The sequence below is a fragment of the Streptomyces canus genome, from assembly GCF_001514145.1.
Taxonomy (GTDB): domain Bacteria; phylum Actinomycetota; class Actinomycetes; order Streptomycetales; family Streptomycetaceae; genus Streptomyces; species Streptomyces canus.
The window spans coordinates 227,121-246,606 of record NZ_KQ948673.1 but is presented as its reverse complement, the minus strand read 5'-3'; the positions used below and the strand labels follow the sequence as shown (position 1 = coordinate 246,606).

At 71.5% G+C, this 19,486-nt stretch carries 19 protein-coding genes; 8 read left to right on the top strand and 11 right to left on the bottom strand.

Going from position 1 to position 19,486, the window contains the following annotated elements; all coding sequences use genetic code 11:
* Positions 1-39: 39 nt before the first annotated feature.
* The 3 genes from AQJ46_RS41670 to AQJ46_RS41660 all read left to right on the top strand — a co-directional run bounded on the left by AQJ46_RS41670 (position 40) and on the right by AQJ46_RS41660 (position 2,999).
* Positions 40-942, top strand: coding sequence for a sugar phosphate isomerase/epimerase family protein (locus AQJ46_RS41670; RefSeq protein WP_059210534.1), 903 nt, complete (start codon positions 40-42; stop codon positions 940-942).
* Positions 943-953: 11 nt separating this feature from the next.
* The gene (locus tag AQJ46_RS41665; RefSeq protein WP_059210551.1) at positions 954-1,973 is read left to right on the top strand and encodes a Gfo/Idh/MocA family protein; all 1,020 of its coding nucleotides are present in this window, start codon (positions 954-956) and stop codon (positions 1,971-1,973) included.
* A gap of 132 nt (positions 1,974-2,105) precedes the next feature.
* Entirely contained in the window at positions 2,106-2,999 is an 894-nt protein-coding gene (locus AQJ46_RS41660; protein WP_159064117.1) for a hypothetical protein, read from the top strand.
* On the opposite strand, the gene AQJ46_RS41655 is transcribed toward AQJ46_RS41660, so the two are convergent.
* From AQJ46_RS41655 to AQJ46_RS41640, 4 genes are all read right to left on the bottom strand, one after another.
* A complete protein-coding gene (locus AQJ46_RS41655) occupies positions 2,996-4,036 on the bottom strand; it encodes a Gfo/Idh/MocA family protein (RefSeq protein WP_059210532.1) in 1,041 nt (346 codons plus the stop codon). The two genes, AQJ46_RS41660 and AQJ46_RS41655, sit on opposite strands and share 4 nt — an antisense overlap.
* A gap of 99 nt (positions 4,037-4,135) precedes the next feature.
* Positions 4,136-5,140 (bottom strand): Gfo/Idh/MocA family protein, encoded by a 1,005-nt coding sequence (locus AQJ46_RS41650; protein ID WP_059210531.1) that lies wholly within the window; start codon positions 5,138-5,140, stop codon positions 4,136-4,138.
* Between the two features lie 60 nt (positions 5,141-5,200).
* Positions 5,201-5,977: an SDR family oxidoreductase gene (locus AQJ46_RS41645; protein ID WP_057617858.1), complete on the bottom strand. Its 777-nt coding sequence runs from the start codon at positions 5,975-5,977 to the stop codon at positions 5,201-5,203.
* A gap of 37 nt (positions 5,978-6,014) precedes the next feature.
* Positions 6,015-7,181, bottom strand: a complete 1,167-nt coding sequence (locus AQJ46_RS41640; protein WP_059210530.1) for a phytanoyl-CoA dioxygenase family protein — start codon at positions 7,179-7,181, stop codon at positions 6,015-6,017.
* Positions 7,182-7,288: 107 nt separating this feature from the next.
* Here AQJ46_RS41640 and AQJ46_RS41635 point away from each other — a divergent pair, with 107 nt between their 5' ends.
* Positions 7,289-8,308 carry a LacI family DNA-binding transcriptional regulator gene (locus tag AQJ46_RS41635; protein ID WP_059210529.1) on the top strand — a complete coding sequence of 340 codons (1,020 nt, stop codon included), beginning with the start codon at positions 7,289-7,291 and terminating at the stop codon, positions 8,306-8,308.
* Here the strand turns inward: AQJ46_RS41635 and AQJ46_RS41630 are convergent.
* Genes AQJ46_RS41630 through AQJ46_RS41620 form a run of 3 tightly spaced genes read right to left on the bottom strand, consistent with a single transcriptional unit; the run spans position 8,305 to position 11,506 of the window.
* Positions 8,305-9,354, bottom strand: a complete 1,050-nt coding sequence (locus AQJ46_RS41630; protein WP_225887529.1) for a Gfo/Idh/MocA family protein — start codon at positions 9,352-9,354, stop codon at positions 8,305-8,307. The two genes, AQJ46_RS41635 and AQJ46_RS41630, sit on opposite strands and share 4 nt — an antisense overlap.
* An 8-nt stretch (positions 9,355-9,362) precedes the next feature.
* Positions 9,363-10,355, bottom strand: coding sequence for a Gfo/Idh/MocA family oxidoreductase (locus AQJ46_RS41625; protein WP_059210527.1), 993 nt, complete (start codon positions 10,353-10,355; stop codon positions 9,363-9,365).
* Positions 10,352-11,506: a Gfo/Idh/MocA family protein gene (locus AQJ46_RS41620; protein WP_059210526.1), complete on the bottom strand. Its 1,155-nt coding sequence runs from the start codon at positions 11,504-11,506 to the stop codon at positions 10,352-10,354. The genes AQJ46_RS41625 and AQJ46_RS41620 overlap by 4 nt, the downstream gene beginning before the upstream one ends.
* Before the next feature lie 114 nt (positions 11,507-11,620).
* On the opposite strand from AQJ46_RS41620, the gene AQJ46_RS41615 reads away from it, so the two are divergent.
* Complete coding sequence (locus AQJ46_RS41615) at positions 11,621-12,625, top strand: LacI family DNA-binding transcriptional regulator (RefSeq protein ID WP_059210525.1); 1,005 nt, start codon at positions 11,621-11,623, stop codon at positions 12,623-12,625.
* Here the strand turns inward: AQJ46_RS41615 and AQJ46_RS41610 are convergent.
* Complete coding sequence (locus tag AQJ46_RS41610; RefSeq protein ID WP_059210524.1) at positions 12,615-12,959, bottom strand: cupin domain-containing protein; 345 nt, start codon at positions 12,957-12,959, stop codon at positions 12,615-12,617. The two genes, AQJ46_RS41615 and AQJ46_RS41610, sit on opposite strands and share 11 nt — an antisense overlap.
* 123 nt (positions 12,960-13,082) lie before the next feature.
* On the opposite strand from AQJ46_RS41610, the gene AQJ46_RS41605 reads away from it, so the two are divergent.
* Positions 13,083-13,595 carry a hypothetical protein gene (locus AQJ46_RS41605; RefSeq protein ID WP_059210550.1) on the top strand — a complete coding sequence of 171 codons (513 nt, stop codon included), beginning with the start codon at positions 13,083-13,085 and terminating at the stop codon, positions 13,593-13,595.
* Positions 13,596-14,041: 446 nt separating this feature from the next.
* Here the strand turns inward: AQJ46_RS41605 and AQJ46_RS41600 are convergent, their stop codons facing one another.
* The 3 genes from AQJ46_RS41600 to AQJ46_RS41590 form a co-directional block, all read right to left on the bottom strand.
* A complete protein-coding gene (locus AQJ46_RS41600) occupies positions 14,042-15,520 on the bottom strand; it encodes an MFS transporter (protein WP_059210523.1) in 1,479 nt (492 codons plus the stop codon).
* A gap of 105 nt (positions 15,521-15,625) precedes the next feature.
* On the bottom strand, positions 15,626-16,831 hold the full coding sequence (locus AQJ46_RS41595; RefSeq protein ID WP_059210522.1) for a sensor histidine kinase: 1,206 nt from the start codon (positions 16,829-16,831) through the stop codon (positions 15,626-15,628).
* Positions 16,828-17,925, bottom strand: a complete 1,098-nt coding sequence (locus tag AQJ46_RS41590; protein ID WP_079072649.1) for a zinc-dependent alcohol dehydrogenase — start codon at positions 17,923-17,925, stop codon at positions 16,828-16,830. The genes AQJ46_RS41595 and AQJ46_RS41590 overlap by 4 nt, the downstream gene beginning before the upstream one ends.
* A 119-nt stretch (positions 17,926-18,044) precedes the next feature.
* On the opposite strand from AQJ46_RS41590, the gene AQJ46_RS41585 reads away from it, so the two are divergent.
* Positions 18,045-18,569 (top strand): MarR family winged helix-turn-helix transcriptional regulator, encoded by a 525-nt coding sequence (locus AQJ46_RS41585; RefSeq protein ID WP_059210521.1) that lies wholly within the window; start codon positions 18,045-18,047, stop codon positions 18,567-18,569.
* 231 nt (positions 18,570-18,800) lie between these two features.
* Entirely contained in the window at positions 18,801-19,451 is a 651-nt protein-coding gene (locus tag AQJ46_RS41580; protein WP_059210520.1) for a GntR family transcriptional regulator, read from the top strand.
* Positions 19,452-19,486: the final 35 nt, after the last annotated feature.

Below are 19,486 nucleotides of genomic sequence, written 5' to 3'. Positions count from 1 at the left end.
CCGCACCCGTGGCCGCCACCGGCGAGGGGAAGTCCTGACATGGCGGCCCCACTCGACCGTATCCGCGTCGGCTCGGCCCCGGACTCCTGGGGCGTCTGGTTCCCCGACGACCCGGCGCAGGTGCCGTGGGAACGCTTCCTGGACGAGGTCGCCGAGGCGGGCTACTCCTGGATCGAGCTGGGGCCGTACGGCTATCTTCCGACCGACCCGGCCCGGCTGACCGACGAGATCGCCCGGCGCGACCTCAAGGTCTCGGCGGGCACCGTCTTCACCGGTCTGCACCGCGGCCCCTCGGTCTGGGAGTCCACCTGGGAGCACGTCAGCCAGGTCGCCGCGCTCACCCAGGCCATGGGGGCGAGGCACCTCGTCGTCATCCCGTCCTTCTGGCGCGACGACAAGACCGCCGAGATCCTCGAGCCGCCGGAGCTGACCCACGAGCAGTGGGCCCACCTCACCAAGGGCATGGAACGGCTCGGCCACGAGGTGAAGGAGGCGTACGGCCTGGACATCGTCGTCCACCCGCACGCCGACACCCACCTCGACACCGAGGACCACGTCGAGCACTTCCTGGACTCGACGGACTCCGAGCTCGTCAACCTCTGTCTGGACACCGGGCACTACGCCTACTGCGGAGGCGACAGCGTCAAGCTCATCGAGACGTACGGCGAGCGCATCGGCTATCTCCACCTCAAGCAGGTCGACCCGGAGATCCTCGCGGACGTCGTCACGAACGAGGTGCCGTTCGGGCCGGCCGTCCAGCGCGGGGTGATGTGCGAACCGCCGTCCGGTGTACCCGAGTTGGAGCCGGTGCTGGTGGCGGCGCAGAAGCTCGGCGTGGAGCTGTTCGCCATCGTCGAGCAGGACATGTACCCGTGCGAGCCGGACAAGCCGCTGCCGATCGCGGTGCGCACCCGTAAGTTCCTGAGGTCCTGCGGCGCCTGAAGGGGATGACCATGACCGAGCGAGCCAACTTGGGCGTCGCCGTCATCGGCACCGGCAAGATGGGCGCCGACCACGTCCGCCGTCTCCATGAGGTCGTCAGCGGCGCGCGGGTGAGTGCCGTCGTGGACGTCGACGCGGAACGGGCCAAGACGATCGCCGCCCGCGTCGACGGCTGCACCGCCTACACCGACCCGGCCTCGGCGATGGCGGCGTCCGACGTCGACGCCGTCCTCATCGCCTCGCCGGGCCCCGCCCACGAGGCGGCACTCCTCCAGGCCTTCGAGCACGATCTGCCGGTGCTGTGCGAGAAGCCGCTCACCCCCGACGCGGCCTCCGCGCTGCGGGTCGTGGAGGCCGAGCAACGACTGGGCCGCAGACGTGCCCAGGTCGGCTTCATGCGGCGCTACGACACCGAGTACATGAAGCTCAAGTCCCTGCTGGAGACAGGCCAGTTGGGGCGTCCGCTCATGCTGCACAACCGGCACCGCAACGCCGCGAGCCCGCCCTTCTTCACCAGCTCCATGCTGATCAGCGACTCCGTGGCCCACGAGACCGACGTGACCCGCTGGCTGCTGGGGCACGAGATCACCGCGGTCACGGTCCTGCGCCCGACGCCGTCCGCGAACGCCCCCGACGACCTCCAGGACCCGCAGTTCGTCGTCTTCGAGACCGACGGCGGTGCCCTCGCCGACGTCGAGATCTTCGTCAACTGCGGCTTCGGCTACCAGGTCCAGGCCGAGGCGGTCTGCGAACGCGGTACCGCCCGCGTCGGCGACGGCCACGCCATGGTCACCAACATGGCAGGACGCTGGGGCGGCACCATCGCCCAGGACTTCGTCGAACGCTTCGCCGACGCCTACGACCGTGAGGTCCAGGCCTGGGTCGACGCCACCCGCCGCGGCGAGGTCACCGGCCCCAGCGTGTGGGACGGCTACGCGGCGGCCGCGGTGTGCGAGGCGGGCGTGAGGTCGCTGAACGAGGGCGGCCGGATGACCGTGGAGCTCGTGGAACGGCCCGCCCTGTACGGCTGACTTCGCTCCGTACAGGCGGAGTTCGGCAAAGTTCCCCCGTGCTCGCTACGTACTCGGTGAACAGCGGCATCGGCGTGCCCCCCTGTGCCACCATGGCGCGGCTGTCCTCGGCGGGGCGGCGAGGGGGTGCGTATGGGACTCGTACGGATATTGCTGCCGTTGCCGCGCGCGGCGGCCAAATGGGCGCCGGAGAAGGGCGGACCGCTGCTGGGGGCCGCGCTGTCGTCATGCGTCACGCCTTCCTGGGCGGGGCTGCCTCCGCCGTCGCCCGCGCGACGGCTGGCCTGGGCCGAGGAGGCGGTCGAGGTCTACCGCTCGACGGCCGACGCGGAGGGGCTGAGCCGGGCCCTGGCGCTGCGCGCCCACGCGTTGCTGCTGTCCGGCCGGTACGAGGAGGCGTGCACGGCAGCGATCGCCGTACCCGAGGCGTCGTGGGCGCTGACCGCCTTCGCGGGGGACGTGCGGGCGCAGGCGCTCGCGGGCGTGGGCCGGGCCGAGGAGGCCGTGTCGGTGGCACAGGCGTGCGTGGAGGCGTACCGCCGCCTGTCCGCCCCCGACCGCAGGGACCGGGTGCTCGGCAGCCTGCCCGGCGCGCTGCGGACGTACGGGATGCTGCTCGCCGCGGTCGGCCGCAGCGAGGAGTCGGTGGCCGTCTACGAGGAGTGTGCTGCGCTCCTCGCCGCCATGTCGCTCCGGGAGCTGGCGCACGTCGAGCTGGTGCGTCCGCAGGCGCTCGCCGAACTGGTCGGTGTGCTGAGGGTGTTGGGGCGGTACGGGGACGCGCTGGGCGTGGGCCCCGAGGCCCGGGAGGCGCTGCGGGGGCCCCTCGCATGGTCCGTCCCCGAGATCGTTCTGCCGTTGCGGGTACGGCTCCTGATCGATCTCGCCCGCTGCCACACCGCCACCGGGGACCCGGCCGAGGCCCGCGCCTGTGCCGTGGCGGCGGTGGCCGAGGCCCGCAAGCCGCACGGCGCGGGTGAGTTGACCTCGGCACTGGACTGCCTGGCCGAGCTGCGCGACAGCTAGGACACGCGCGGCCGCGGCTCGAACCCGGCCGCCCGGTAGGCGGCGTCGATCAGCGTCATCGTGGTCACCGCGTCGTCCGCGTCCAGCGGCAGCGGGGCACCCCCGCGCACCCGGTCCGCGAACGCCTCCAGCTGGTAGGTGTACGACGACCGCGTGCCGAGCCGCTCGGTGCGCTCGCCGTCTCCGGTGCGCACCACGACCCGGTCGTCCCGGTGCGGCAGCACGAAGTTCGGCGCGAGGACCTCGCCCCGCGAACCGATGATCCGGCAGCTCATCTCCAGCCCGTCGTACGCCATGTGGCAGCGTGCCGACCCGGTAGCGCCGCCGGGGAAGGCCAGGTCGGCGTCGAGCCACTCGTCGACGCCGGGCGCCCCCGCCCTCCCCCGGACTCCGTCCGGGGGGACCCCCATCTCGCTTCGCTCGCCTCCCCGCGCGGAGACCAGCCGCGGTGCACCGCCCGCCCACGGGGCCAGCATGCGCAGCGCGTGCAGGCTGTAGCAGCCGAGGTCCATCACCGCGCCGCCGGCCAGCGGCAGCGACCAGCGCGGGTCGGTGTCCGGCGGCGCCTGGATCGCGACCATGGCCTCGACGTGCCGCAGCTCGCCGATCTCACCGCTCGCGAGGACTTCGTGGAGCCGCCGGGTGACCGGGTGGAAGAGGTAGTGGAAGGCCTCCATGAAGACCGTGCCGGCCTTCGCGGCCGCCTCCCGCACTTCCGCGGCCTCCTCGGCGTTGCTCGCCGACGGCTTCTCGCTCAGTACGTGCTTGCCCGCGGCGAGCGCCGCGAGGTTCCACGGGCCGTGCAGACCGTTGGCGAGCGGGTTGTAGACGACCTCGACCTCGGGGTCTGCGATCAGCTCGGCGTACGACCCCGCCACCCGCTCCACCCCGTGCTCGGCCGCGTAGGCCTCGGCGCGGGACCGGTCCCGCGCGGCCACCGCGACGACACGGTGACCGGTCGCCCGGGCCGGGCCGATCAGTGAGGCCCCGCTGATCCGCGCGGCTCCCAGTACTCCGATGCGCAGCGGTTCGCTCATGTCCGCGGTTCCTCCTCGATGGCGGCAGGACGGGGCTCCTGCCGGATCAGTGTGCGCCTGCGCCCCGGGGCCCTGGGCACCCGGGACGCAGGAGACGACTCAAGCGGAGCGGACCTCGGCGATCGTCACCGGGCGGTGCTCGTGCAGCGACAACGTGCACGCCTCGGCGATCCAGCCCGCCTCCAGGGCGTCCGAGATCGTGCACGGCGAGGGCCGGGTGCCGGCCACGACCTCGGTGAACGCGGTGAGTTCGGCGCGGTAGGCGGCCGTGAAGCGGTCCATGAAGAAGTCGTGCGGGGTGCCCGCCGGGAAGGTCACGCCGGGCTCGACCGAGCGCAGCGGGAGCTTGTCCTCCAGACCGACCGCGATGGAGTCCGTGAAGCCGTGGATCTCCATGCGGACGTCGTAACCACGGGCGTTGTGACGGGAGTTGGAGACCACCGCGATCGTGCCGTCGTCGAGGGTGAGGATCGCGCCGGTGGTGTCGGCGTCGCCCGCCTCCTTGATGTACTCGGCGCCCCGGTTGCCGCCGACGGCGTACACCTCGACAACCTCGCGGCCGGTCACCCAGCGGATGATGTCGAAGTCGTGCACCGAGCAGTCCCGGAAGATGCCACCGGAGGCGGCGACGTACGCGGCCGGCGGCGGGGCCGGGTCCAGCGTGGTCGAGCGCACGGTGTGCAGCTTGCCCAGCTCGCCGCTCTGCACGGCGGCCCGGGCGTTGACGAAACCGGTGTCGAAGCGGCGGTTGTAGCCGATCTGGATCGGCACGTCGCTGCCCTCGACGGCCCTGAGGACCTCGACGCCCTCGCTCATGTGCTTGGCGACGGGCTTCTCGCAGAAGACGGGGATGCCGGCCTCCACTCCGGCCAGGATCAGCTTGGGGTGGGCGTCCGTCGCCGCCGCGACCACGATGCCGTCCACGCCGGCGGCCAGCAGGGCCTCGGGCGAGTCCACGACCTCGCCGCCGAACCGCTCCGCGGCGGACTTGGCGGCCTCCGCGAAGGGGTCGGTGAGCACGAGTGACTCGACGGCGTCGAGTCCGGAGAGGGTCTCGGCGTGGAAGGCGCCGATGCGGCCGAGGCCGAGGATTCCGATGCGCATGAGGGTGCAGCTCCTTGAGGGTTTTTCTTGCGAGCGGTGTTTCTCACGTGGGCGAAGCGGTCAGTCGAGGCCGCCGAGGACGTTCTGGTCCCAGTCGATCACCGAACCGGTCACCACGCCCGACCGGTCGGACAGCAGGAGGACCACGAAGTCGGCGATCTCGTCGGGCTGGCCGAGCTTGCCCATCGGGAGCTTGGCGGCGGCCTCCTCACGCCAGTCGTCGCCGGCGCCGTGGAAGGTCTTCTGGGTGGCGTCCTCGCCCTCGGTCGCCGTCCACCCGATGTTGAGACCGTTGATCCGGACCCGGTCCCAGCGGTGGGCGTGCGCGGCGTTACGGGTGAGGCCGATCAGGCCCGCCTTCGCGGCGACGTAGGGCGCGAGGAACGGCTGCCCGCCGTGCGCCGAGGACGTGATGATGTTGACGACCGTGCCGGGCGCCTTGCGGCCGACCATGTCCGCCACCGCCGCCTGCATGGCGAAGAAGGGCGCCTTGAGGTTGATCGCGATGTGCTGGTCGAACAGCTCGGGCGTGGTGTCGAGGAGCGTGCCCCGGGAGGTGAGCCCGGCGGAGTTCACCAGGCAGTCGACACGGCCGTACGCCTCCACGACCCGGGCGACGGACGCCTTGGCCTGCTCGGCGTCGGCGAGGTCGGCGCGGACGAACAGTGCCTTGCCGCCGGCCGCCTCCAGCTCCGCCACCAGCGCCGCACCGGGCTCGGGGCGGCGGCCGGTCACGGCCACGACCGCGCCTTCGCGGACGGCGGCCCGGGCGATGGCGGCACCGACGCCCTGGCTGCCGCCGTTGACGAGGACGACCTTGTCGTCGAGAAGTCCCATGAATGTGCCAGTACCTTTCAGCTTGTGCGGCGCTGATTCAGCTCGTACGCCGATCGGCGCCCGCGCGCAGCTCGTCCCTGAGGGTCCGTGGGGTCCAGCCCTCGGCGAGCGCCCGTCGTACGAGGTCCGCCTGGGAGGGCGGGGCGAGGCCGTCGACCGGAGGGTCGCTGTCGAGATTGGTCGGGAAGGGGTAGCCCTCGGCGCTCGCGGCGATCACGTTGTCCAGCCACTGTGCGTCGGCGCCGTCCGTCCTGCGGCGCAGCAGCGCCGGGTAGACGGCGTTCGACACCGCCTCCCGGTCCACGGTCTCCATGGCACGCCCGAAGGCCGAGGACACCTGCAGGAGATTGGCCATGCGCCGCACGTCGGTGGTGCGGTTGGTCCCGGCCGCGTGGAACAACGCCGGGTTGAAGAAGACGGCGTCGCCCTTCGCGAGCGGCAGCTGGACGTGGTGTTCCTTGAAGTACGCCTGGAACTCCGGCCGCCGCCATGCCAGATACCCGGGCTCGAACATCTGTGAGAACGGCAGGTACAGCGTCGGCCCCGACTCCACCGGCATGTCACAGTGCGCGACCGCGCCCTGGAGCGTGAGCACGGGAGACAGACGGTGCACATGCGCCGGATAGGCCGCGGCGACCTCGTCGGAGAGGAAGCCGAGGTGGTAGTCGCGGTGCGCGGTCTGTGCGAGGCCGCCCGGGTTGACCACGTTGACCTGCGAGGTGACCTGGTAACCGGGGCCGAGCCAGGCCTCGGACACCAGGGCGAGGACCGGGTTGGCGTAGTAGTCGGCGAATGCCGAGGGGTCGTACAGGGCCGCCTTCTCCAGCGCGTTCCACACCCGCTCGTTGGCACCGGGCTTCGCGAAGTGGTCGCCCGCGGTCGTGCCCGCCGCGTACTGCTCGCGGATCAGCGAGTCGAAGACCTCGGTGAACCGGTCGACCACCGAGTGATCGGGGAACGCCCCCTGGAAGACCACGACCCCGGGGCCGTCGGTCAGGGCCCGCACCAGCTCCTCCTGCAGCTCCCTGCGGTCCTTGGCGCCGCGGACGCGCTCGGCGTCGTACAGCAGGACGTTCCGCTCCACGGCGGTGGCGTGCGGGTAGTCGGCGGGGTCGGCCGTCCGCTCGACGAGCGCGCGGAACGAGTCGAGGTCGCAGTCCTGCTCGGACAGCCAGGCGCGGCGGTGTACGGCGGTGAAGGACATCGGCGTCCTCTCGGTGACAGGGGCGACTCAGCGCTGTCATTCTTGTCATGACAAAGGCGTCGAACAACCAGCAGGCAGCCATCAAAAACCCCTCAAGGAGCAGACGCGTGGGTCACCCGTACCCGATCCGGGAAATCGCACGTCAGGCGGGGCTGAGCGAGGCCACCGTCGACCGGGTCCTGAACGGCAGGGGAGGGGTGCGGGAGAACACCGCCCGCGAGGTCCACCAGGCGATCACGGATCTGGACCGGCAGCGCACCCAGGTCCGGCTGGTCGGCCGCACGTTCATGATCGACATAGTGATGCAGACGCCGGAGCGCTTTTCCACGGCCGTCCGCGCGGCCCTGGAGGCCGAGCTGCCCGCGCTGCATCCCGCCGTCCTGCGCTCCCGTTTCCACTTCCGCGAGACGGGCCCCGGCGCGGAGCTGACGAAGACCCTCGACCGGATAGCCCGCCGGGGCTCCCAGGGCGTGATCCTCAAGGCGCCCGACGTCCCCGAGATCACGGCAGCCGTCGGCCGGCTCGCGGAGGCGGGCATCCCCGTGGTCACCCTGGTCACCGACCTGCCCTCCACGGCTCGTCTCGCCTACGTGGGCATCGACAACCGGGCGGCGGGAGCGACCGCCGCCTACCTCATGGGCCAGTGGCTCGGCGACCGCCCCGGCAACGTCCTCACCAGCCTCAGCAGCGGTTTCTTCCGCAACGAGGAGGAGCGCGAGATGGGGTTCCGCAGCGCGATGCGCACCCGGCACCCGGAACGCGCGGTGGTGGAGATCGCCGAGGGACAGGGCCTGGACGCCACGCAGTACGACCTCGTCCGGGCCGCGCTGGAGCGGGATCCGGAGATCAGGGCGGTCTACTCCATCGGCGGCGGCAACATCGCCACGCTCAGGGCCTTCGAGGATCTGGGCAGGGAGTGCGCGGTGTTCGTGGCCCACGACCTGGACCACGACAACGACCGGCTGCTGCGGGAACACCGCCTGTCGGCGGTCCTCCATCACGATCTGCGGCAGGACATGCGGGAGGCGTGCCACATCGTGATGCGGGCACACGGGGCGCTGCCGCCGGCGGGGCCGACGACGCCTTCGGCGATACAGGTGGTGACGCCGTACAACATGCCGTACTAGGTCGCTGTCCGGCGGCGGGTCCGGTCCGGCTGTTCGCCGGGGAAGACGATCCCGCACTGCCTTCTGATCTCGTCCATCACCCGCAGCGCTGCGACCGAGTCGGAGAGCGGCCGCAGCGGTGTCCCGACGAGGCCGTCCCGGATGCAGCGGGCTGCCTCGGCGGCCTCGAAGTGCAGGCCGTCGTGGCCCGTACGAGGTTCGGTGTACGTCAGTGAAGGGCCCCCTCCGGCCGGGCCGAACACCACGTCCCCGGGCTGGTAGAAGGGCCCCGGCAGCTGGAGGGTCCCCTCGGTCCCCGCGATCACCGCCGTGCTCGGAGTGTCACTGAACAGCGTGGTGTGCACGACGGCCCGCCCGTCCAGGACGGCACCGATCTGCCCGTTCACCCCCGCAGGGTGCGCCTGTCCCGAAGCCTGCACGTTCTCCGCGGGGCCCAGCACCCAGGTGGCCAGCGACAGCGGGTAGGTACCGAGGTCGAGCAGTGGCCCACCGGTGAGATCGGCACGGAGGATGCGATGGCCCCCGGCAGGGTCGAAGTACTCACCCAGGTCGGCCAGTACGGACTTCACCTCGCCGAGCATCCCGGAGTCGAGCACCTGCCGTACGACATCGAAGCGCGGCAGAAAGAACGTCCACAACGCCTCGGCACAGAACAGCCCACGCGAGGCGGCGAGTTCGGCGATCTCCGCCCCCTGCGCCGCGTTCAGGCCGAGCGGCTTCTCGACCAGGACGTGCTTGCCGGCCTCCAACGCCAGTCGCGCACAGGCGAGATGGGCGGTGTGCTCGGTGGCGACGTACACGACATCGACGTCGGCGGCGGCCACCAGCTCCTCGTACGAGCCGTATCCGCGCGTGATCCCGTGCCGTGCGGCGAACTCACCGGCCCGAGCGGCATTTCGTGAAGCCACGGCGGTGAACCGCTGCCGGGTGTGCCGCTGGACCGAACCGATGAACCGCTCGGCGATCCAACCGGTTCCGAGGACACCCCAGTCGAGGGCGGGCGCGGCCATGGGGTCGGGGGTGCGGGGCGCGGGAAGGGTCGTCACGGCACGCCTCACACGGCCGGCAGGGACACGGGCGCGGTCCGGCCGCCGTCCCGCATCGACGCGATCACCGCCTCGGCGACCGCGGACGCGGTCAGCCCCGCACGCGCGGAGGCCAGCGGCGAGGGCCGTCCGGCGACGACCGCGTCGATCCACGCCTGCAGCTCCAGCCGGTAGGCCTCGGCGAACCGAGGCCGCCAGTCGGCCGGGTATCCGGTGGACCGGTTCCGTTCCAGAGAACTCACGACCAGCGCGGGATCGGCCAGCCGCAGCGCGCCCCGCTCACCGGCGATCTCACAGCGGACCTCGTACCCGTAGCGGGCGTTGAGGAAGGTCTCGAGGGTGGTGAGCGTGCCGTCGGCGGTGTGCAGGAGCATCACCTGGGGGTCACGCAGACCGGGAGCGGACTCGCCCTCGGGCGCGTGCCAGGACACCGCGGTGACGGGTGAGTCCAGCAGCCACGGCACGACGTCGAACTCGTGGATCGACGACCCGGTGACGCTGAACTCGCTGACCGCGCCCGGTGCCGAGGTCACACCGCGGCTCACACAGTGCACCACCCTGGGCCGACCGCACCGGCCCTCTCCCAGCGCGGCCTTCAAAGCGACGTACGCCGGGTCGAACCGCCGCATGAACCCCACCGACACGAGCCCGCCGCCCGCCTTGTCGTCCTCACGGACGACCTCGACGCACTCGGCGACCGTCGGCGCCAGCGGCTTCTCGCACAGCACCGGCTTCCCGGCGCGCACGGCGGCCACGGTCAGCTCCGCGTGGGTGGAGTCGTGCGAGGCGACCACGACGGCGTCCACACGGGAATCGGCGATCAGCGCCCACGCGTCGGGGCTGACGAGCGCCCCCGGCACGCCGGACGCGACGGCCCTCGCCCGCGCCCCGTCGACATCCGCCACCGCCACGACCTCGGCCGACGAGACGAACCCGTGCAGCAGCCGCACATGATCGGCACCCATCACCCCGGCCCCGATCACCCCCACCCGGACCGTCATGCCGACACCTCCACCCATGAACCGCTTTCCGCGGACCGGGACATGGCGTCCAGTACGACGGCGCTGTGCACGGCGTCCTCCACCGTGGCCCCGTACGACGTGCCCTCGGCGACCGAACGCAGGAAGCGGTACGCCTCCACGACCTTGAGGTCGTCGTAGCCCATGGCGTTGGCCGCGCCGGGCTGGAAGGCGCCGAACTCGCCGTCGCCCGGGCCGACATACACCGTGCTGACGGGCTGGTCCTGGTAGCCGGTGCCGCGGCTGATGCCCAGCTCACCCATGCGGCGGAAGTCCCAGAACACCGCGCCCTTCGTGCCGTGCACCTCGAAGCCGTAGTTGTTCTGCTCGCCGACCGAGACCCGGCAGGCCTCCAGGACGCCACGGGCACCGGAGGCGAAGCGCAGCAGGCAGTTGACGTAGTCCTCGTTCTCGACGGGCCCGAGCTCTCCGGTCGCCAGGGTGTGCCCGGCGGTGGCTCCGGTGGGGCGGGCGCGCTCGGGCACGAAGATCGCGGTGTCGGCCGTGAGGGAAGCGATGTCGCCGAGCAGGAAGCGGGCCAGGTCGGCGCCGTGCGAGGCGAGGTCCCCGAGCACTCCGCTGCCACCGCGTTCACGTTCGTAACGCCAGGTCAGGGCGCCCTGCGGGTGGGCCGCGTAGTCGCTGAAGAGCCGGACGCGGACATGGGTGACCGTGCCGATCTCCCCGGAGGCGATCAGGGCGCGCGCGGTCTCGACGGCGGGCGCGTTGCGGTAGTTGAAGCCGACCGCGCTCCGCACCCCGGTCCCGGCCGCCGCGTCGGCCACCGCGCGGGCGTCCTCGGCGGTGAGGCCGACCGGCTTCTCGATCCAGATGTGTTTGCCGGCCTCGGCCATCGCGACGCCGATCTCCCGGTGCAGGAAGTTGGGCGCGGTGATGCTGACGGCCTGGACGCGCGGGTCGGCGGCGACCTCGCGCCAGTCGCGGGTCGCCGAGGCGAACCCGAACTGCGCGGCCGCCTCCTCGGCCCGTCCCGGCACGTCCTCGGCGACGGTCACGAGCTCGGCGCGCAGCGGGAGCCCGGGGTAGTGGTGCGGGACACGGGCGTAGGCCTGGGTGTGCACCCGCCCCATCCAGCCGAATCCGACGACGGCGACACCGAGCGTATCGACCATGGGGAAGCCACCTTTTTGGACCGGTCCATTTTCTGTCCAGGTCACCTTGGGTGCCGTCTTCCCTCGCTGTCAACCCTTTGACAAGCCGCACCGCATCATGGAACGGTCCATACCATGAGACCGCCGACGATCCGTGATGTGGCCGACCGGGCCGGTGTCTCGAAGTCGCTGGTCTCACTCGTGCTGCGGGGCTCCGACCAGGTGCGCCCGGAGAGACGGGAGGCCGTGCTGCGGGCCGTGCGCGAGCTCGGCTACCGTCCGAACGCCGCCGCCCGCAGCCTCAGCGAGCAGCGCACCCGCACGGTCGGCGTCCTCCTGAACGACCTGCGCAACCCCTGGTTCGTGGACCTGCTCGACGGTCTGAACTCCCTGCTCCACGACAACGGCCTGCGCATGCTCCTGGCCGACGCCCGTCTCAACCGCCGTACCGGACAGGATCCGGCCGGTCCCTTCCTGGACCTCGGGGTGGACGGCCTGGTCGTGGTCGGCACGCTGCCCGATCCCGCCGCGCTCGGGGCGGTGGCCGAGCGGCTCCCGGTCGTCGTGGCGGGTGCGCGCGAGCCCGGGCTGCCGGGGGTGGACGTCGTCGCCAACGACGACGAGCGCGGCGCCCGCCTGGTCACCGAGCACCTGATCGGCCTCGGCCACCGCCGCGTCGCGCACATCGCGGGGTACGGGGCGGTCGGCGAGCTGCGCCGGCGCAGCTTCGAGGCGACGATGCGGGCGCACGGCCTCGGCGAGGAGGCGGTCGTCGAGGCGAGTGACATGACCGAGGAGGGCGGCTACCGCACGACGGTCAGGCTGCTGAGCCGCCCCGGCCGGCCCACGGCCGTCTTCGCCTTCAACGACATCGCCGCGATCGGCGCGGTGTCGGCCGCGGAGGAGCTCGGCCTGAGCGTCCCGCGCGACCTGTCCGTCGTCGGCTACGACAACACGAGCATCGCCCGGCTCCGCCACGTCTGGCTCACCACCGTCGACAACGCCAGCCACGAGGTCGGCCGCCGGGCCGCGCGGTGCCTGCTCGACCGGTTCGAGGGGCGTGGGGGAGAGGGGCGCACGGATCTCGCCGCGCCGGTGCTGGAGATCCGGGGCACGACGGCGGGTCCGCTCACAGGTTGATCGCGTACGCCTTCCGCAGGGTCTCGTGCACGGTCCACGTCGTACGGTCGCCCGCACGCAGTACGGCCATGTCGCCGGGCCCCACCCTCAGCGTCGGCCCGCCCTCGACCTCGATGGTCGCCGACCCGCTGATCACGACGAACAGCTCGTCCGCCTCCGTGTCGGTGACGACTCCGGGCGTGATCTGCCAGATGCCGCGGATCTGCCGTCCGTCCTGCGACTCCCAGACCACCTTTCCGGTCACCTCGGGCGTCCCCGAGACGATCTGCTCCCGCGCGAGGGGCTCGGATTCGAGCTCGGCGTCGGGGATGTGGAGTACGAAGCTGTGGTCCATGGTGCGACCCTAGCGAGGTCGTTCCCGGCCCGTGCGTCGACAGTGTGTGGAGTGTCGGCGCAGGTGGGAGGACACTCCGTCGCGAACTGGCGGCACTTGGCGGGGCGGGTGATCGTGGAGGGCATGGTGGACACCGAGGCTGCCGCGTCCCGGCCGCACCAGCACGACACGCGGGAGGCCGTCCTGTTCGGCGGTGTCTACGGTTCGGTCCTGGCCTGCTCCATGGTCGCCGCGCTCACCCAGTACGGGCACACCTCCCGGGACAGCCGCCGCTACGACGCCGTGTGGCTCCTGGTCACCGCCCTCGCCTCCGCCCTCGCCCACGGTTACGCCCACTACATCGCCGAGCGTGCCCCGCACCGCCGCTGGGACGCCCTGCGCACCCTCGCCGACGAGTGGCCCCTGGTCGCGGCGGTCCTGCCGACGGCCGTCGTCCTGGCCGGCGCGGGCTGGGGCTGGTGGCCGGCGAACGGCGTCGAGTACCCGGCCTTCGCCCTCAACATCACCATCCTGTTCACCCTGGGCCTGGTCACGGCCCGCTGGTCCCACCGCTCTTGGCTCGCTGCGATCACCATCGGGCTGGTGGACGCGATGCTGGGGGTCGTGGTCGTGGTGGCGAACGCGGTGATCAAGTAAGGGGTCGCTGGGTACGGGCGAGCCTTCAGAAGCAGCCCGTGTCGGCAATGACGACCGCTCGGCGCCGGTGAGGCTGCGAGGTCCGCGCCCTGCGTGCGTGGCGCGGTGCGACGCCGACCGGGTCGGCGGGGCGATGAGCCCGGGGTGGCCGCGGGACAGCGTTCTGAGAACGCACGGCCGACTGTGGCCGCGGGCTCGCGAACGCCGAGGGGCCGTTGCCTTGCGAGTGCCGGGTGGTCACCTTGCAGGATGCGGGGGTGGTCGCGGCCTTGTGGTCGGGTGCGGCTCTTGCCGACGCCTGGTGGCGGTTGCCTTGCGAGTGCCGGGTGGGTGCCGTGCCGGATGCGTGGGTGGTCGCCGCCCTGCGGTCGGGGGCGGCCCCCGCAACGCCGAGCGACCGCCGCCCCAGGGAGCGACGGCCGGTCAGCCCGGTACCGAAGCGGGCCTTACGCCTTGGCGCCGACCTCCGTCGGCCTTGTCGGTCCGTCGGCCGGAGGCTGCGGGGTGGTGTGCCGCTGGCGTGGGATGAGGGTCGCTACGGCGAAGGCGAGCAGGGCCGCCCCCGCTCCGATCACCATGACGACCTTGAAGCCGTTTTCCGAGGGCAGCGCGGTGCCGCCGAAATCGGTGGTCATCTGGGCCAGGATCACACCGGCGAGAGCGCTGGCGAAGGAGGTGCCCAGCGACCGCATCAAGGTGTTGAGGCTGTTCGCGGCGCCTGTCTGGGTGGGATCCACGGCACCCATGATCAGGGCGGGCAGCGCGCCGTAGGTGAAGCCGATGCCGGCGCCGATGACGCAGGAGACCAGGACGAGGTGCCAGACCTCGGACATCAGGACGATGTTGAGCACGTACCCGGCGGCCACGATCAGCGCGCCGATCATCAGCGTGACCTTGGGACCCTTGGCCTTGGTGACGGCCGCGGAGACGGCGGACATGGCCATCATCACCAGGCCCTGCGGGGCCAGCACCAGGCCGACGGTCAGCATGGACTTGCCGAGGCCGTAGCCGGTCTGCTCGGGCAGCTGGAGCAGCTGCGGGAGCACCAGGGACATCGCGAACATCGAGACCCCGAGCGCGATCGAGGCGAGGTTGGTGAACAGCACCTGCGGCTTGGCGGTGGTCCGGAGGTCGACCAGCGGCTGCGGGCTGCGCAGTTCCCACCAGCCCCAGGCCAGCAGGATCACGACCGCGGCGGCGCCGAGGCCGAGGGTGGTGCCGCTCGTCCAGCCCCAGTCACCGCCCTTGGAGACGGTCAGCAGCAGCGAGACCAGACCGGCCGACAGCCCCAGCGAACCGACGAGGTCGAACCGGCCCCCGGCGCGCACGTCGGACTCGGGCACGATCAGCAGGACGAGGACGAAGGCGACGGCACCGAGAGCGGCCGAGACCCAGAACAGGATGTGCCAGTTCCAGTTGTCGGCGATGAACGCGGCGGCGGGCAGCCCCAGCGCGCCGCCGACACCGAGAGAGGCGCTCATCAACGCGGTCGACCCGGCGAGCCGGTCGGACGGCAGCGCGTCCCGCATGATGCTGATGCCGAGGGGCACGACCGCGGCGGCCAGACCCTGCAGCGCACGTCCGACGATCATCGGGACGAGGGAGTCGGCGAGGCCGCAGACCAGCGAACCGGAGACCAGCAGCACGATGCTGAGCAGCAGCATCCGGCGCTTGCCGAACATGTCGCCGAGCCGCCCGACGACCGGCGTGGCCACCGACGCGGCAAGCAGGGTGGCGGTGACGGCCCAGGCGGTGTCGGAGGGCTCCGCGTGCAGGAGTTTGGGCAGCTCGGGAACGATCGGGATGACCAGGGTCTGCATCAGCGAGACGACGATTCCGGCCAGGGCCAGGACCGCCACCACGGCGTTCGGCTTCGGCGGGGCTGACGACCCCGCTTCGGCGGGTTGGGCAAGGGCGTCGGACATGGCTGGGCCTCCGGTCGGGAACCTGTGGATTGCTTGACTCACTCAAGTGAATCGCAATTGATTGACTTAAGCAAGTTCAATCGGGAGCGGGCTGGACAACACGGCTCAGACGGCCGCTTCCTGCGGGTGACCGTGCGGGTGGTACGGCAACTCGACGACGACCTCGAAGCCGCCCTGGGCGAGACGGCCCGCACGGATCCGCCCGCCTGCGGAACGGGCCCGCTCGCGCATGCCGATCAGGCCGTAACCGCCGCCGGGGGAGGGGGTGTTGGCGTACGCGCTGCCGTCGTTGACGACGGACACGAGCAGGTCGTCGGCCCGGTACACGAGCCGTACCGCCGCCGTGTCGACAGCCGCATGCTTGGTGACGTTGGTGAGGGCTTCCTGGACGATGCGGTACGCCGTGAGGTCGGCACCGGCGGACAGGGTCCTCACCCTTCCTTCGGTGGTGACGGCGACCGTGAGCCCGGCGTGCCGGAAGGAGGCGGCGAGCTCGGGCAGCCGGGCGAGCCCGGGGGTACGTTCCGGTGTCCTGGCAGATTCGGTCGTACGGTCGGCGTCGTGCCTCAACAGGCCCACGGTGGCCTTGAGTTCACGCAGCGCCGACGAGGTCGTGGTGGTCAGTTCGGCGGCGATCCTCCCGGCCTCGCCGGGCCGCGCGGGCAGCATACGGCTGACCGTGCCGGCCTGGAGGTTGGCCAGGAGAACGTGATGGGCCACCACGTCGTGCAGATCGCGGGCGATGCGCATGCGCTCGGCCGTGACCCGGTGCCGTGTCTCCTCCTCCCGGGTGCGTTCCGCGTGCTCGGCACGGCTCTGCACGGCCTCCAGGTAGGCGCCCCGAAGCCGGGTCGTGGTGCCGAGGGCGACGGGCAGCAGCAGCCAGGCGGCTGGCCCGAGCAGCTTGAGAACCAGTGGTTCGTCACCGGGCCCGGCCACGAGAGCCACCGAGATCAGGCAGACGATGCTCGCGAAGGCGAAGGTGTTGGCCGTCCTGCGGTCCGTGCGCAGGGCCAGGTAATAGAGGGCGGTCATGAGGGGACCGAGCAGCAGGACGGTGAGGATGTAGCCGAGGGCGGACACGACGGTCGCGCACGCCATGGCCACGGCCGTCGCGACCCGGGGACGGTTCCGGCGCCACAGCAGTGCCCCGCACGCCAGTCCGGTCAGCAGGACACCGGGCCACCAGGCGACCGCGGGGTCGCTGCCCGGCAGGGTGACGAGGCTGCCGGGGAAGGAGCAGGCGAAGAGACCGAGGGGCAGTGGCGTGTCGCCGAGGCGCGGACGGCAGCGGAAGAGAATGTCGATCATGGGGTGGAAGTCCCTGTCCGATGCCGTGCACCCCCACACCTCGAAGGGGCGCGGGAACGGCGCGAGCGGCCACGCCGAAGGCGCGGACGCCGGACGGCATGGTGGGGCAGCGCGAGCTCGAACGCGCGGCCGACCTCGGAGAACGGCACCCGGTGACTGATCAGCCTGGCGAACCGCTCCCGGTGCTCCACCAGCTCCGCCGTGACCTCGAAGATCTCCGTCGGATACCCCTGCGACGCGATGAGCGTCAACTCACCGCGCAGCATGCCGCCGAGATCCACCTCGCCCTTCTTCTGTACGGCCACCATGACGAGCTCGGCGTGCCACTTGGCGTTGGCGATCACGGCGTCGAAGACCGCCGGCGCTCCCGCGGCGTCGATGTGGACGTCGGTGCCGGCCCGCTGCTGTCCGAGCGCGTTCGCGGCCTCGCCGTGCAGCTCCTTCAGCCTGGCCGTGAGGTCCTCCGTGGCGGAGTCGACGACCGCGCCGGCGCCGACCGCCGGCGCGGTCTCCAGGCGCTCGGGGATGACGTCGACCACGGTCACGCGTGCCACCCCGCGCAGTGTCAGCCAGATCGTGGCGCCCAGACCGATCGGTCCGGCACCGAACACGACCCCCTTGTCCGTGGGCTTCGCCTCGGAGCGGTTGACGGCGTGCCGGGCGACCGCCATCGGCTCGTTGAGGGCGGCGACGTCTAAGGGCATGTCATCCGGGAAGACGGCGACGTTCGTGCCGACCTCGGCGTTCTGGAGGAGCAAGTACTCGTCCATACCGCCGAGTTCGCCGCCGCAGCCGATGATGCCGGTGGGCGCGCCCTGCGGGTTGACGACGACCCGGTCGCCGACCGCGAGACCTCTCACCTCGGCGCCCACCTCGACGAACTCACCGGCCGGCTCGTGGCCGAGCGGGATGGCCCGCGTCGCCCCGTCCGCACCGGAGGGCATGCCGCCCAGGTGGAGGAAGAAGGTGTCCGTGCCGCAGATCCCGCAGGCCCGGATCCGCACGAGGGCGTCCTTGGGGCCGGGTACGGGCCGCTCGACGTCCATCACGTCGACCTTGTCCTTCGCGGCGTGGACGGACTTCATCGTGGCCATGGGGTCCCACTTTCTGGAGGGATGCCATCTTGCTTGACTTAGGCAAGCACATGCGAGTTACTTAAGTCAAGCAATCAATTCGGCATTGCTTAAGTCGGGCAACTACCTCTGGGGGCGCCATGTCCGCACAGAATCCCGCGCCGACGGCAGGTGTGTCGGCGACCGTGGTCGAGATCGAGTACGTCCTCAGCCGAATGACCTATGTGGCCGGGAGGGCCCGGCAGCACGAGCGGCTGATGGCGGCCGCCGGGCTCGACCTGGACCGGGCCGCTGTGACCGTCCTGAGGAACATCGCGGCGCGTGACCCGGTGCGCCCGGGTGTGCTCGCGGTCCGGCTGTCCGTGGAGGCCTCCCATGTCACCCGGCAGCTGCGGCAGCTGGAGCGGATCGGGTACGTCGTGCGGGTCGCCGACCCGGACGACCGCCGGGCTCAGCTCGTGCAACTCACGGACGCGGGCCTCGCGGCGGTGGAGCGCATACGGGAGGCGAGCCGCCGGGGTGTCGAGCTGGCCCTTGCCGAATGGACCCCGGACGAGCTGGAGCGGTTCGCCACGCTCTTCCGCCGGCTGGTCCATGACTTCGTCGCCCACACCGAGACCCCGCTCGACCTCCCCACCCGAGTCGTCGCCGGGAGCTCCCCGTGAACGGTCCTGCATCAGTCTCCGCCCGTGGCAACGGACGGCATGTCCTGGTCGTCGCGGACTGGCCGGCTACCGGGTTGCCACGGTGGGCATCGGCGCCGAAACCATGGCCCGCCTCACCGGGGCACCGGTTCGACCTGGACAGGCCATGTACGCGATACGGCAGACAAAATTGTTGACAATCTTGTTTGGCTAGATTTAGGTTCGACAGGCACTCACTCAGGGAGGGCAACGATGCCGAATGAAGCCCGTCCGAGCACCGGGGAGCAGGCCAAGCAGCATGCGCTCGCGCAGCTGCGGCAGGCGATCCTGCACGGCGAGATGGCACCGGCGCAGCGGCTGGTGGAGAACGAGCTCGCCGAGCAGTTCGGTGTGACACGGGCCAGCATCCGGGCCGCGCTCATCGATCTGGAGGCCCAGGGCCTAGTCGAGCGGATCCGCAACCGGGGTTCCCGGGTGCGGGTGGTGACCGTCGAGGAGGCGGTCGCCATCACCGAGTGCCGCATGGTCCTCGAAGGACTGTGCGCGGCCAAGGCGGCGACCCTGGCCAGCGACGAGCAGCTCGCCGAGCTGACCGAACTGGGCACGGCGATGACCAAGGCCGTGGCCGACGGCGAGCCGATGACCTACTCCGAGCTCAACCAGGAACTGCACGCCAGGGTGCGGGAGTTCTCGGGCCAGCGGACCGCCGTGGATCTGCTGGAGCGGCTGAACGCCCAACTGGTGCGCCACCGCTTCCAGTTGGCGCTTCGGCCGGGACGCCCGCAGCACTCCCTGAACGAGCATCTGGCGATGATCGAGGCGATCAGGGCCAGGGACCCGCAGGCGGCCGAGAAGGCCGTCCGTGCCCACCTCACCAGTGTGATCGAGGCGCTGCGCGACTGAAGCCGCGCGAGGCGGGCGCGAACCTGTCCACTTCA

Coding starts and splice junctions, on each gene's coding strand:
- AQJ46_RS41670 (WP_059210534.1), top strand. CDS start 40: ATGGCGGCCCCACTCGACCGTATCCGCGTCGGCTCGGCCCCGGACTCC.
- AQJ46_RS41665 (WP_059210551.1), top strand. CDS start 954: ATGACCGAGCGAGCCAACTTGGGCGTCGCCGTCATCGGCACCGGCAAG.
- AQJ46_RS41660 (WP_159064117.1), top strand. CDS start 2,106: ATGGGACTCGTACGGATATTGCTGCCGTTGCCGCGCGCGGCGGCCAAA.
- AQJ46_RS41655 (WP_059210532.1), bottom strand. CDS start 4,036: ATGAGCGAACCGCTGCGCATCGGAGTACTGGGAGCCGCGCGGATCAGC.
- AQJ46_RS41650 (WP_059210531.1), bottom strand. CDS start 5,140: ATGCGCATCGGAATCCTCGGCCTCGGCCGCATCGGCGCCTTCCACGCC.
- AQJ46_RS41645 (WP_057617858.1), bottom strand. CDS start 5,977: ATGGGACTTCTCGACGACAAGGTCGTCCTCGTCAACGGCGGCAGCCAG.
- AQJ46_RS41640 (WP_059210530.1), bottom strand. CDS start 7,181: ATGTCCTTCACCGCCGTACACCGCCGCGCCTGGCTGTCCGAGCAGGAC.
- AQJ46_RS41625 (WP_059210527.1), bottom strand. CDS start 10,355: ATGACGGTCCGGGTGGGGGTGATCGGGGCCGGGGTGATGGGTGCCGAT.
- AQJ46_RS41620 (WP_059210526.1), bottom strand. CDS start 11,506: ATGGTCGATACGCTCGGTGTCGCCGTCGTCGGATTCGGCTGGATGGGG.
- AQJ46_RS41615 (WP_059210525.1), top strand. CDS start 11,621: ATGAGACCGCCGACGATCCGTGATGTGGCCGACCGGGCCGGTGTCTCG.
- AQJ46_RS41610 (WP_059210524.1), bottom strand. CDS start 12,959: ATGGACCACAGCTTCGTACTCCACATCCCCGACGCCGAGCTCGAATCC.
- AQJ46_RS41605 (WP_059210550.1), top strand. CDS start 13,083: ATGGTGGACACCGAGGCTGCCGCGTCCCGGCCGCACCAGCACGACACG.
- AQJ46_RS41600 (WP_059210523.1), bottom strand. CDS start 15,520: ATGTCCGACGCCCTTGCCCAACCCGCCGAAGCGGGGTCGTCAGCCCCG.
- AQJ46_RS41595 (WP_059210522.1), bottom strand. CDS start 16,831: ATGATCGACATTCTCTTCCGCTGCCGTCCGCGCCTCGGCGACACGCCA.
- AQJ46_RS41590 (WP_079072649.1), bottom strand. CDS start 17,925: ATGGCCACGATGAAGTCCGTCCACGCCGCGAAGGACAAGGTCGACGTG.
- AQJ46_RS41585 (WP_059210521.1), top strand. CDS start 18,045: ATGTCCGCACAGAATCCCGCGCCGACGGCAGGTGTGTCGGCGACCGTG.
- AQJ46_RS41580 (WP_059210520.1), top strand. CDS start 18,801: ATGCCGAATGAAGCCCGTCCGAGCACCGGGGAGCAGGCCAAGCAGCAT.